An 11,736-nucleotide genomic window follows, 5' to 3' on the forward strand; every position below is an offset into this window, starting at 1 on the left:
CCGTACTGCGTTATGCCTTTGATCCGCCGCCTGAAATTGCCTGTTTTTGGTCTGACGGTTAGGGCTTTATTCTGTCAGCGGATCACCGACCCGCATGATTTCCCACTCTAGCGTGATGCCGCTTGTTTCGTAAACCTTTTTTCGCACCTCTTCGCCCAGACCTTCGAGGTCTGCGGCAGTGGCGTTACCTGTGTTAATGAGGAAATTCGAGTGCTTCTCGCTCATCTGCGCGCCACCTTTGGTGGCCCCGCGCATGCCAGCGTCATCGATCACCTTCCACGCCTTGAGATCATGCACATCGTCCGCACGGCCCGTCGAGGAAAACCCCGCCGGATTGCGGAAGGTCGACCCGGCGCTGCGGTCCTTGGTGGGTTGGGTTTCGTCCCGTTTTTGAAGCTGCATCTCCATGCGGGCGTGGAGCTCGGCCGGATCGCCTGTGGCACCTTCGAACGTGGCCGAAACCAGCACGGCGCCCTCGGGCAGGTCGGACTGCCGGTAGCGGAAGTTGAGGTCTTGCGGCGTCAGGTCCAAAACGTCGCCCTGTCGCGTGACAATGGTCGCCCTTTGCAGCACATCCGCCGTATAGCTGCCATAGCAGCCCGCATTCATGCGCACCGCGCCGCCGATTGAACCGGGAATGGTGCGCAGAAAAGTCAGATCCACACCTGCGTCCGCTGCTTTACGCGCCACATGCGCATCCAGAGCCGCCGCGCCTGCGGTGACGGTATTGTCCTCTATTGAGATGCCGTTGAATCCACGCCCGAGCCGGATCACCACCGCACGCAGACCCCCATCCCGAACAATCAGGTTTGAACCAACGCCCATCGGGAAAACCGGGACACTCGCTGGAAGCTCGCGCAGGAAACTCTGCAGGTCTTCAATGTCCGCAGGTTGGAACAGGTAGTCGGCCGGTCCACCCACGCGGAGCCATGTCAGGTCATTCAGGAGTTTCTGTTCGGTGAGTTTGCCGCGTGGGGCGGCGAGCTTAATAGACATCGAGCCTTCGTAGTTCGATTTTGCGTGCTTGTCATCTTCTTGCATGGTGCTCTCGGTGCGCTTGAACAGGCGGTAACGTCGATAGCCTGTGCCGAGACCCACAATAAGCCCAATACCTAGAGGAATTGCGGAAAAAACTGCGAAGAGAGAATACATGTCCTGCGCACGCCAATGCATAGGCTTGAGCCATCCAATCTCTTCCGAAGCCAACCAACCATATGCGACGGACAGAACAAGAAACGCCAACAAGTATAGAGGGCAGCGGAATCGCCCTCGCTTCACAAGGTTGTGGGACGCCAAACCTGACAAGAAAACGGGGATCGCCATCGCCAAACCAACGCTGAGTGCATATCCTATGTACTGCAATGAAATCCCCATGCGTTGAATTGGCCGACAGAGCCAAATATCTCTTTTTCAAAGCTAAGCACTAGCGGCACCGCTGTTGATCCGATCAGACAGCCGTACGCTCGTTCGCGTCCGGACGCAGAAATACACGCAGAATTCGGTGGCAGCCTCCGGTCATGATACCAAGGCTGAGGCCTGGAACGAACTGCAAGATCACACACATAAAAAAGAAAAATGAAAACCATTGGACGTTGTTTCCGAGTTTGTCAGTTGCCACCGCCTCGAGAGGTGTGAGCGTCCACAACACAAAACTCAACACCAACAGTATCAGGAGGTACAACGGGCCTCTAAATTTGCCCTTGAGTGCTAGAGTATGCGAGGTCCACCAAATCAAAAGTGATGGCAGAAAAAGAGCTAACGAGTAGAACAAATAGTGGATCAAATTCAGTCTCCGACGTTCCGGCGCACCCACCGCCCTAGATAGATCACCGGCCAGCGCAGCATCGACATGCCTGCAGCCAGAACCAGCAGCCCGATCCAAGGCCCGTTCTCATAAGTGACATAACCCAAGATCGGAATGCCCACGGCAATCAGGACATAGGCGCGCGTCCAGTGGTTGTCCTTGCTGGGGATCATGGCCAGAAGGTTGGCGGCAAGGCCCCACAGGGCGGCCAGAGCAAGCGACCAGCTCATTCCACCACCTCACGCCCGAACCATTTGCGCCAGTAGTAGCGGATGGGATTGCGGAACATCGACACGAAGCCGGCAAAAGCGAGAACCGACCAGAACCAGCCGTGGTCATAGCCCAGCCAAACGATCAGAAACGGCGCACAAATCAACAAGGCGAAACCGGGCGGAAACTGCAGCCGCATCGGCAACAGCGCCACAATCGTGGCGCAAATCACCCAAAGCCCGGCAAAGATCATTGAATAGTCCATTCGCCCCTCCACGGGCTCGCGGTATCCAGTGAGACGTTATCACACCTTATGGTTGTGTCGCAATCAAGGATGATCGTCAAACTGCTTGTTTTCTTTGCAATCTCTCAGGCAAGCCATTGGCCCAGGCGCTGATCGTACCGGCACCGAGGCAGACAACCATGTCCCCCGGTCCCGCCTGTTCGCGCACAAGCCGTTCAAGGTCTTCTTCGTTCAGCAAGGCCCGCGCATGGCGGTGGCCGTGGCGGATCAGGCCGTCGACCAGATCGTCGCGGCTGGCGCCTGCAATCGGGTCTTCCCCGGCGGCGAAAACCTCGGCTATGGCCACAACATCGGCATCGTTAAAACAAGTACAGAATTCGTCGAACAGGTTGGACAGGCGCGAGTAGCGGTGCGGCTGGTGCACGGCGATCACGCGGCCTTCGGTTGCCTGACGGGCGGCCTTGAGAACGGCTGCGATTTCAACCGGGTGGTGGCCGTAATCGTCAATGATGGTGACGCCTTCCACCTCTCCGACCTTGGTGAACCGGCGGTTGACGCCGCCGAAATTGGCCAACGCCTCGCGGATTTCCGAGGCTTTCATGCCCAGATGCCGGGCAACCGCCACCGCCGACAGGGCATTCGAGACGTTGTGATCCCCCGGCATCGGCAGAGTGCAGCCCTCGATCACCGTATCTTCGTATTGCAGGTGAATGTCGAAATGGGCGACGCCGTCCTTGTAGGTCAGGTTCTCGGCCCGCACATCGGCCTGTGCGTTGAAACCGTAGGTGCGCACGCGGCGGTCAGTAATACGACCCACCAGTGTCTGAACTTCGGCATGGTCCGTGCAGCAAACGGCAAGACCGTAGAAGGGCAGGTTCGAGACAAACTCGTAAAAGCCGTCGCGGAGCGTATCAAAATCGCCCCAATGCTCCATATGCTCCGGGTCGATGTTGGTGACAATGGCAATGGTCGCGGGCAGACGGTTGAAAGAGCCATCCGACTCGTCGGCCTCGACCACCATCCACTCACCCTGCCCCATGCGCGCGTTTGAGCCATAGGCATGGATGATCCCACCATTGATCACGATCGGGTCGAAGTCACCTGCGACCATGAGTTCAGCCATCATGGTGGTCGTGGTGGTCTTGCCGTGGGTTCCGGCGATGGCGATGTTCGACCGCAGGCGCATCAGTTCGGCCAGCATGTCGGCGCGCCGGACAACGGGCAGGCCCTGCGCGCGCGCCTCGTCCAGTTCGGGGTTTCCCGGCTTGATTGCGGTCGACACAACGACCACGGCGGCGTTTTTGAGGTTTTCGGCGCGTTGGCCTTCGAATATCTCGGCCCCCAGGCTGGCCAGACGATCGGTGATTTTCGACACCTTCAAATCCGAGCCCTGCACCTGGTAGCCAAGGTTCAGCAGCACCTCGGCGATGCCAGACATCCCGATGCCTCCAATCCCGACAAAGTGGATCGGCCCGACATCCTGCGGCAGTTTGGTTGCTGGATTCATGTGGTCTCCTTTTGCGCCAGTTGTTCGACAAGGGCGACCAGACGCTCGGTGGCATCGGGTGCCCCGACCGACAAGGCGGCATGGGCCATTTTCTGTGCGGCTTCGGGGTTAGTCAGAACCGTGGTCATCTGCTCGGTCAGCGACGAAACGTCAAGGGCGTTTTCGGGGATCATGATTGCCCCGCCCGCCTGCACCAGACCACGTGCGTTGGCTGTCTGGTGATCGCCGGCAGCAGCGGCGAATGGGATCAGGATTGAAGGACGGCCGATGACCGAAATATCGGCAACGCTGGACGCGCCCGAACGCGAAATGACCAGTTGCGCCTCGGACATGCGGCGGGGGACGTCCTGAAAGAACGGTTGGACCTCAGCAAGGATACCATGGTCCGCGTAAAACGCAGTGACCCGTTCGCCATCTTCGTCGCGGGCCTGGTGGGACACGCGGATATAGGAACGGAGGAAGTCCGGCAGAGCGGCGATGGCACTGGGCACCACGTCACTGAGAACGCGCGCGCCCTGTGATCCGCCCATCACCAGGACAGACATCGGGTATTCCCCCGGCGGGATGTAAGGAGCCGCAGCCCGTTCCAGAACGGCGGCGCGCACCGGGTTGCCGGTGTGAATGCCGTTTGCGCCTTCGGGCAGATCCGTGGGCCAGACACCGCAGGCGACCTGTCCGACGCGGGTTGCAAAGAGCTGGTTCACACGACCCAGAACACCATTCTGTTCGTGGATCATGCGCGGAATCTTCAACATGGTGGCCGCACCCAGCGCCGGAATTGACGGGTAACCACCGAAGCCGACCACGACATCCGGCCTGTCCCGCATCATCTGGAGCGCCATACTGGTGACACCGCCAGCGATTTTTGGTCCGACAAGTGCCTTGGCGACCAAACCGCCGCGCGCGAAGGTCGCTGAAGAGGCCTCGCTGATCTCGGTCGAGTGTGGAAAGCCGCCGGTGTATCGCGCGCCGCGCGTATCGGTCGACAGGCGGACCCGCCAGCCTTTGTGCAGCATCGCCTCGGCCAGCGCCTGGGCCGGGAACATGTGGCCGCCGGTGCCGCCCGCCGCAATCAGAAGGTACGGTTTGCCCATCATCCTCTTCCGCGCAGAATATCGCCGAGTTCGCCCTGCGGGCGGGTCCGGGTAAAGGCCAGCAACATGCCGACCGCGATACCGCCCGCAATCAGCGATGATCCCCCATAGCTGACAAAGGGCAGCGTCATGCCCTTGGCGGGCAGAAGGCGCACGGCCACACCCATATTGATCATCGCCTGCACGCCGAACATGCAGGCCAGACCGGTACCCGCCAGTCGGATGAACATATCGCGTTCGCGCATCAGGCGCAGCAGCGAGCGCACCACGATAATCGAATAGAGCGCGATGATGATCAGCACCAGGATCAGGCCATATTCCTCGGCCGCGACCGCAATGATGAAATCAGTATGCGCATCGGGCAGAGACCATTTCACCTGCCCCTCACCCACGCCGACGCCAAACAATCCACCTTCTCGAATGGCGTTTGTGGCGTAGCCAAGCTGGGTGGTCGGGTCGACCTCTTGTGTCAGGAACCCGTCGATCCGACGGGCAAAATGCTCCGAGTTGGAATAGGCAAACATTCCGCCCAGCACGACGACCCCGGCCATTCCAACCAGCAGCAGCATGGGGGCACCGGCAACGAAATACATCACGCCCCAGCCGAACAGGATCAGGCAGGCCTGCCCAAAGTCCGGCTGCATCACCAGCATGCCAAATATTGCCATGCACAAAGCAAAGGACCACATCCGTCCCGGCGGGCCGTTGATCTCTTGTGACGCGGCCAAAAGCCACGCAGCCACCACGACGAAGCCTGGCTTCAGGAATTCCGACGGTTGCAGCGCCGCAAATCCCAGCGAATACCAACGCACGGCCCCTTTTCCGAAATCCGTGCCGAAGACAGGCAGGAAGGCCAGCGCCACGAAGGCCGCGACAAATCCCAGCACCGCCAGGCGCCGCACCAGAGTCGGCGACATCATCGACGTCAGCAACATGGCGACCAGCGCCAGCCCGCCGAACAAGGCCTGCCTCTCCACATAGTGGAACGGATCAAACCCGTTGCGCCCGGCCAGGGGCGGCGACGAGGCCAGCCCCAGCAACAGTCCGATAACAAACAGGATCAGCACGCAGGACATCGTCCAGCGATCAATTGTCCGCCACCACTTTGGTAGAATCGGTTCGCCGCGCTGGTCCTGAACAGCGCCATACACCATCTCAGTCATGAGATACCGCCACTATCTGCCTCGTAAACGCCCCGTTACCGGGGTCTGACTGAGACTCTACAGCGATTTTGGCGTTTGGGCTAGTAGGATGACGGTCCGTTTGGCAAATTGCCCCGCAATTCTGATCAATAGGCTTTTAGTGCCGGTCATCGACTGTGTTGAGGGGCCAGAAAGACCATTCCTTTATGCCAATAGCCTCCAACGCAGCGCGTGCTTCCTGTGTACACATGACTTCACGCGTATAAGCATCACGCCAAATTGGCGTTTCCAATGTAGCGCTAAGCTTTACGGCGCGCCTTGCGCCGGAAGAACCGTAGCTGCCCTTGTAACGTTCTGCTACGCCAGTGCTGGGCACCAAGTCAGAACGTTGCAAATCAAAGGAGGGGCGAAGCGGTAAAAGCGTCGCAATGTAGAATGCACCATCCCAAGGCGGGCAATCCCGCCCTCTATCCCAGACCTTTTCGTGCTGCACAAAGCTGAACAAGCGATCATCGAAAGCTGACGTCGCATCGACAAAAGATTGGTCGACAACCGTGTCAATCCAGGGCTGCGTGTCCGGTGCGCCGATCACGTGGCTGTCCCTCAGCGGCTCCTCGCGCCCGGTACCGATCCAGAAGTCTTTTAACCGTTCGACAGTCTCATCTGTCAAAGGCCCCGCAGCTCGCCAAGTGTTCCCACCGGTTTCGTACTGCAAGTCCTCCATCGGGGCCCACTTGTCCCAGTTTTCGTTTCGCCTGTGGATATACGGCCCGTCTTTTTCGGCCATCCACCCAACTGTGCTGTAGGTCGGCCCGAAATTGCCAACTATTCTATAGCAATTCATTTACGCAGCTCTTTTTCAGGTGTTGACGCTCAGAGCACAAGATCAAGCACTCCTGTTGGCGACAGTGTTTCCATGAGCATCCGAGGAGTTCAACCCAAGCGTTTGCTGGGATTGGATTTGCAGTCATTTCGAGTCCCCAGTATTGAAACCACCCCTTGCCTTCGCACTCAATCCTCGCCATCCCCCCGTTCATGACCTATGACACGATCATCCTTGGCGCCGGCGCGGCTGGCATGATGTGCGCTGTTCATTGCGGCGGGCGCGCATTGGTGATCGATCACGCCAAGGCACCCGGCGAAAAGATCCGCATTTCCGGCGGGGGACGCTGCAATTTCACCAACCTATACGCAGCGCCCGAGAACTTCCTGTCGCAGAACCCCCATTTCTGCAAATCGGCCCTGTCGCGCTACACCCAGTGGGACTTTATCGATCTGGTGAACCGCCATGATATCCCTTGGCATGAAAAGACGCTCGGGCAGTTGTTCTGTGACGGATCATCCAAGCAGATCATTGCTTTGTTGCTGGCCGAAATGGACCTTGCAGGAGCTGAGTTATGGCTTCAGTCCTCAGTGAAGGCGGCGCGCAAGACCGACCACGGTTTTACGCTGGAGGTGGAACGCGAGGGTCAGCGCCTGATCCTGAACTGTACCAACCTCGTGCTGGCCACCGGCGGCAAGTCGATCCCAAAGATGGGTGCGACTGGACTTGCGTACGACATTGCACAGCAATTCGGATTGAGAGTTACAGACACACGCGCGGCGCTGGTACCGTTCACCTTCTCAAATGGCCAATTCAAGGACTTGTCAGGCGTGTCCCTGCCCGTACGTCTGGCGAATGACCAGACAAGCTTTGATGAAGCCATGCTGTTCACCCATCGCGGGCTCAGCGGTCCTGCGGTACTGCAATTGTCGTCCTACTGGCGCGAGGGTGAGGCGATCCGGGTCAATCTGATTCCGGATGTTTCGTTGTTCGACTTGCTGCGCGAACAGCGGCAAGCCAGAGGCCGCAAGGCGTTGAAAACCGAGCTGACACGGCACCTACCCGCACGACTGGTCGAGCATCTGGGCCAAGAAGTCCAAATGGAGGGCACTCTGGGTGACCAATCCGACGCAAATCTGCGCGAACTGGTCACAGCCCTTACGGACTGGCAGTTGCTGCCATCGGGAACCGAAGGATACCGGACCGCCGAAGTGACGCTGGGCGGGATCGATACCGACGGGCTGTCATCCAAGACGATGGAGGCCAAGAATGTCCCCGGCCTCTACGTGATTGGCGAAGCGGTGGATGTCACCGGATGGTTGGGCGGGTACAACTTTCAATGGGCGTGGTCCTCGGGCCACGCCGCAGGAAAGGCAATCGCGGCCCGTCAGCCGACGACGTTGTAGCCGCGTCCGCGCATACAGTTGCGCACGATGACTTCCTGATTCTGGGTGTTGCTGATCGCACTGGCACCGGCGCCGATCAGCGCACCGGCTGCGGCCGCGCGACCCAGATCGCTGCCACTGTTGTCGATGATGGCGGTGGTGGCCGCGGCCCCCGCCGCGCCAATCGCGGCCGCACCCGCAGTGTTGCTGTCCAATGTCGGCTGAGACCTTGCCAATGCCTGACAATTCGCCAGATCGGACTGATAGTTCGGCCCGACCGGGCCATCAATGATGGGCTGATAATTTGCCCCGACATTCGTGCAGGCCCCGGCCAGAGCGAGTGCGGGAAGGACAAGAAGAAACTTACGTGCAGGCATAGTCGTAACCTCGTATCTAATCAAAGGAAGGCAGAGCCAATTCCTGTGGCGCGTCAAGACGATAGGGCCACAGCTTCTCTGAACCGGCGATCAATTGCAACCTGAGGTCTATGACAGCCGCTGTCGGACCTGCGTCGCAAAGTCTTCACCGCGCTGTTCGAAATTGTCATATTGGTCAAAACTGGCCGCTGCCGGCGCCAGCAAAACTGTTTCACCGGGCTGCGCGTCCGACATGGCCTGCTCAACGGCTGCTGCCATCGTCGTACAGACCTGCGCGTCCATATCCAATTGCATGGCAAACCCCGCCGCCTCTCGCCCGATGACATACGCCCGGCGCACCTCGGTCGCGGCCCCGTTCAGGGCTGCGATGCCGCCCTCTTTCTCGAGCCCACCGCAAATCCATAGGATGTTCTTGAAAGCGCTGAGTGCCTTCATCGCACTGTCCACATTGGTGGCCTTGGAATCGTTGACATAGGTCACACCCCCGGCCTCGGCGATGATCTGGCTGCGGTGAGGCAAACCCGGATAGCTGCGCAGAGCGTCCTCGACAACGCGCGGTGCAAGACCCAGTGAGCGGCAGGCGGCATAGGCGGCACAAGCGTTCTGATGGTTGTGGGTGCCGGGCAGCCCCTTGATGCCGCGCAGGTCAATCGATCCGGTCTGGCGCCCCTTGCGGTACTCCGACAGAAACCCCTTGCGCGAAAAGACCTGCCAGCCCGCGCCAGTCAGCTTGCGATCAACGGAAACGCGGATAACCCGGTCGTCGTTGGGCCCTTGGGCCAGTTCGTTGGCCAGAAATCTGCCTTCGGTTTCGTCGACACCAATGACCGCCCGATCCGGTCCGCCTTCGACGAACAGCCGCCGTTTGGCGGCAAAATACCCGCCCATACCGCCGTGACGGTCCAGATGATCCGGCGAGAGGTTGGTGAACACCGCCACATCCGGCGTCAGCGCGCGGGCCAGTTCGGTCTGATAGCTGCTGAGCTCCAGCACAACGACAGACCCGTTCTGCGCCGGGTCGATATCCAGCACCCCGCGCCCGATATTGCCGGCCAGCTGAGCCTCGCGTCCCGCTTCGGTCAGGATGTGATGGATCAATGCGGCGGTGGTCGACTTGCCGTTCGAGCCTGTCACCGCGATCACCTGCGGGGTCGTGTCGAAATGGTTCCATTCCGGTCCGGAAAACGACCGAAAGAACAGCCCGATATCGTTGTCCACTGGCACACCGGCGTCCAGCGCGACGGCCACGACGGGATTTGGGGCGGGGTAAAGATGAGGGATGCCCGGAGACACGATCAGCGTGGCGATCTCATCAAACGCGCCGTGTTTGCGCAGATCGGTGCAGGCGAAACCCTCATCTTCAGCAACCGCACGAGCAGCAGGGTTGTCATCCCAGCAAACCGGCTCGGCGCCCCCCGCACGCAAGGCGCGCGCCGCGGCCAGCCCAGACCGGCCCAGACCCAGAACGGCAACCTTCTGCCCCGAAAACCCTTTGACAGCGATCATGCCGCCCACCCTTTTCTAAGTTGCTCTTCCAGCCAATCTGCCCTGACATCAACAGCCGCTTTAGGGACAATCACCGTATGATACCCATAGTGAGGTAAGCGGTCGCACAATGCCTGGTATTCCGCAAGAGCCTCGCCAAACCCGTGCCTCCGATCCTCATCCCGTGTGAAAATCTCAGGCCAGGGCGGAAAAAGATACACCTGTTGATCATATCCGAGGTCGAGGATCATCTGTCGGGTCGTGTCGCTCAGCGCTTCGGCAGTCCGGTCGAACCAGATCAATGCGTCCAGAGCGGACCGGTCGAATATCACCAGATTACCGTTTGCCCCGCTGAAGTCTGCTGCCGCGGTTTCGATCACACGCAGACAAAAGGTTCGCGGATTTTCCCACGGCACCGCGTCCCCGTTGCCGTGGCGCGTCTGCTCAATCACCCGGCGTCCGGGTTCCGATACGGTCGCATAGCCACGCCGCGACATCTCATCCAACAAGGTGGACTTGCCGCCCCCCGAACACCCCGACAGAACGACCCGACGCGCTTTCACCGAACCTTCAGGGTGGCCAGACCGATCATGGCGAGGATCAGCGATATGATCCAGAAACGGATGACGATGGTTGGCTCGGCCCAGCCTTTCTTTTCGTAGTGGTGGTGGATCGGGGCCATCAGAAAGACCCTTTTTCCGGTACGTTTGAAATAGAGGACCTGAATGATGACGCTCAGTGCTTCAACCACGAACAGGCCGCCGACAACGGCCAGCACCAGCTCGTGCTTGGTGGCCACGGCAATCGCGCCCAATGCACCGCCCAGAGCCAGCGATCCTGTGTCGCCCATGAACACCGCCGCCGGCGGGGCGTTGTACCAAAGGAACCCGAGCCCGGCGCCAAAAAGCGCCGCGGTGAAGACAAAGATTTCACCTGTACCCGGCACGTAATGCACATCCAGATACTCGGTAAAGTCCACCCGGCCAACGGCATACGCGATCACGCCCAGCGTGGATCCTGCGATCATCGCGGGCATGATGGCCAGCCCGTCGAGCCCATCGGTCAGGTTGACGGCATTGGCCGCGCCCACGATGACGATCATTGCAAAGGGGATGTAGAAGATGCCCAGATTGATCAGCGTATCCTTGAACACGGGCACAGCCAGTTGGTTTTGCAAATCGTCGGGGTGATGCAGAGTGGCCCAGTATGCGGCCAAAACGGCAATAATGATCCCCAGGGCCATGCGCATTTTGCCCGACACGCCCTTGGTATTCTGCTTTGAAACCTTGGCGTAGTCATCGGCAAACCCGATGGCCGCGTAGGCCAGTGTCACAAACAGCACCATCCAGACATAGGGGTTGTCCCAGCGCGCCCAGATCAGGCTGGATGTGACCAGCGCGCCCACGATCAGCAAACCACCCATGGTCGGCGTACCGGCTTTGGAAAAATGCCCTTCGGGCCCGTCATCGCGGATCGGCTGGCCTTTGCCTTGTTTGCGACGCAACACGTTGATCAGGGGTTTGCCGAACAGGAACCCAAAGACCAGCGCGGTCAGAAAGGCACCGCCCGCGCGGAACGTGATGTAGCGGAAGAGGTTGAAAAAGTCCCCTCCGTCCGACAGCGCGGTTAACCAATAAAGCATTACAGTACCTTTCTCACGCTGAA

Annotated in this window: 12 protein-coding genes; 1 reads left to right on the forward strand and 11 read right to left on the reverse strand. The window is 59.5% G+C overall.

All coding sequences use genetic code 11. From position 1 onward, the window contains the following. Positions 1–66 precede the first annotated feature (66 nt). The 7 genes from murB to ACR3E0_RS14610 form a co-directional block, all read right to left on the reverse strand. On the reverse strand, positions 67–996 hold the full coding sequence (gene murB / locus ACR3E0_RS14580) for a UDP-N-acetylmuramate dehydrogenase (RefSeq protein ID WP_480481053.1): 930 nt from the start codon (positions 994–996) through the stop codon (positions 67–69). 789 nt (positions 997–1,785) lie between these two features. Next, positions 1,786–2,034, reverse strand: a complete 249-nt coding sequence (locus tag ACR3E0_RS14585) for a DUF2484 family protein (protein WP_480479533.1) — start codon at positions 2,032–2,034, stop codon at positions 1,786–1,788. Further along, a complete protein-coding gene (locus tag ACR3E0_RS14590; RefSeq protein ID WP_480479534.1) occupies positions 2,031–2,279 on the reverse strand; it encodes a DUF2484 family protein in 249 nt (82 codons plus the stop codon). The genes ACR3E0_RS14585 and ACR3E0_RS14590 overlap by 4 nt, the downstream gene beginning before the upstream one ends. Positions 2,280–2,355: 76 nt before the next feature. Further along, positions 2,356–3,765, reverse strand: coding sequence for a UDP-N-acetylmuramate--L-alanine ligase (murC, locus tag ACR3E0_RS14595; protein WP_480479535.1), 1,410 nt, complete (start codon positions 3,763–3,765; stop codon positions 2,356–2,358). Beyond that, positions 3,762–4,859, reverse strand: coding sequence for a UDP-N-acetylglucosamine--N-acetylmuramyl-(pentapeptide) pyrophosphoryl-undecaprenol N-acetylglucosamine transferase (locus ACR3E0_RS14600; RefSeq protein ID WP_480479536.1), 1,098 nt, complete (start codon positions 4,857–4,859; stop codon positions 3,762–3,764). Before ACR3E0_RS14600 ends, murC begins: the two co-directional genes overlap by 4 nt. After that, on the reverse strand, positions 4,859–6,022 hold the full coding sequence (gene ftsW / locus ACR3E0_RS14605) for a putative lipid II flippase FtsW (protein WP_480479537.1): 1,164 nt from the start codon (positions 6,020–6,022) through the stop codon (positions 4,859–4,861). The genes ACR3E0_RS14600 and ftsW overlap by 1 nt, the downstream gene beginning before the upstream one ends. 136 nt (positions 6,023–6,158) lie before the next feature. Further along, entirely contained in the window at positions 6,159–6,845 is a 687-nt protein-coding gene (locus ACR3E0_RS14610) for a hypothetical protein (RefSeq protein ID WP_480479538.1), read from the reverse strand. A gap of 191 nt (positions 6,846–7,036) precedes the next feature. On the opposite strand from ACR3E0_RS14610, the gene ACR3E0_RS14615 reads away from it, so the two are divergent. Continuing rightward, the gene (locus ACR3E0_RS14615; RefSeq protein WP_480479539.1) at positions 7,037–8,230 is read left to right on the forward strand and encodes a BaiN/RdsA family NAD(P)/FAD-dependent oxidoreductase; all 1,194 of its coding nucleotides are present in this window, start codon (positions 7,037–7,039) and stop codon (positions 8,228–8,230) included. Here ACR3E0_RS14615 and ACR3E0_RS14620 read toward each other — a convergent pair. The 4 genes from ACR3E0_RS14620 to mraY all read right to left on the reverse strand — a co-directional run bounded on the left by ACR3E0_RS14620 (position 8,212) and on the right by mraY (position 11,713). Then, complete coding sequence (locus tag ACR3E0_RS14620) at positions 8,212–8,586, reverse strand: glycine zipper family protein (RefSeq protein WP_480479540.1); 375 nt, start codon at positions 8,584–8,586, stop codon at positions 8,212–8,214. The two genes, ACR3E0_RS14615 and ACR3E0_RS14620, sit on opposite strands and share 19 nt — an antisense overlap. Positions 8,587–8,694: 108 nt before the next feature. Then, positions 8,695–10,092 carry a UDP-N-acetylmuramoyl-L-alanine--D-glutamate ligase gene (gene murD, locus ACR3E0_RS14625; protein ID WP_480479541.1) on the reverse strand — a complete coding sequence of 466 codons (1,398 nt, stop codon included), beginning with the start codon at positions 10,090–10,092 and terminating at the stop codon, positions 8,695–8,697. Next, a complete protein-coding gene (locus tag ACR3E0_RS14630) occupies positions 10,089–10,634 on the reverse strand; it encodes an AAA family ATPase (RefSeq protein WP_480479542.1) in 546 nt (181 codons plus the stop codon). The genes murD and ACR3E0_RS14630 overlap by 4 nt, the downstream gene beginning before the upstream one ends. Beyond that, the gene (gene mraY, locus ACR3E0_RS14635; protein WP_480479543.1) at positions 10,631–11,713 is read right to left on the reverse strand and encodes a phospho-N-acetylmuramoyl-pentapeptide-transferase; all 1,083 of its coding nucleotides are present in this window, start codon (positions 11,711–11,713) and stop codon (positions 10,631–10,633) included. The genes ACR3E0_RS14630 and mraY overlap by 4 nt, the downstream gene beginning before the upstream one ends. Positions 11,714–11,736 lie beyond the last annotated feature (23 nt).

It is taken from the genome of Ruegeria sp. AJ12, assembly GCF_056536245.1.

Bases quoted from the DNA above. Each gene is read 5' to 3' on its own strand.
- murB (WP_480481053.1), bottom strand. From the start codon at position 996: ATGTCTATTAAGCTCGCCGCCCCACGCGGCAAACTCACCGAACAGAAA.
- ACR3E0_RS14585 (WP_480479533.1), bottom strand. From the start codon at position 2,034: ATGAGCTGGTCGCTTGCTCTGGCCGCCCTGTGGGGCCTTGCCGCCAAC.
- ACR3E0_RS14590 (WP_480479534.1), bottom strand. From the start codon at position 2,279: ATGGACTATTCAATGATCTTTGCCGGGCTTTGGGTGATTTGCGCCACG.
- murC (WP_480479535.1), bottom strand. From the start codon at position 3,765: ATGAATCCAGCAACCAAACTGCCGCAGGATGTCGGGCCGATCCACTTT.
- ACR3E0_RS14600 (WP_480479536.1), bottom strand. From the start codon at position 4,859: ATGGGCAAACCGTACCTTCTGATTGCGGCGGGCGGCACCGGCGGCCAC.
- ftsW (WP_480479537.1), bottom strand. From the start codon at position 6,022: ATGACTGAGATGGTGTATGGCGCTGTTCAGGACCAGCGCGGCGAACCG.
- ACR3E0_RS14610 (WP_480479538.1), bottom strand. From the start codon at position 6,845: ATGAATTGCTATAGAATAGTTGGCAATTTCGGGCCGACCTACAGCACA.
- ACR3E0_RS14615 (WP_480479539.1), top strand. From the start codon at position 7,037: ATGACCTATGACACGATCATCCTTGGCGCCGGCGCGGCTGGCATGATG.
- ACR3E0_RS14620 (WP_480479540.1), bottom strand. From the start codon at position 8,586: ATGCCTGCACGTAAGTTTCTTCTTGTCCTTCCCGCACTCGCTCTGGCC.
- murD (WP_480479541.1), bottom strand. From the start codon at position 10,092: ATGATCGCTGTCAAAGGGTTTTCGGGGCAGAAGGTTGCCGTTCTGGGT.
- mraY (WP_480479543.1), bottom strand. From the start codon at position 11,713: ATGCTTTATTGGTTAACCGCGCTGTCGGACGGAGGGGACTTTTTCAAC.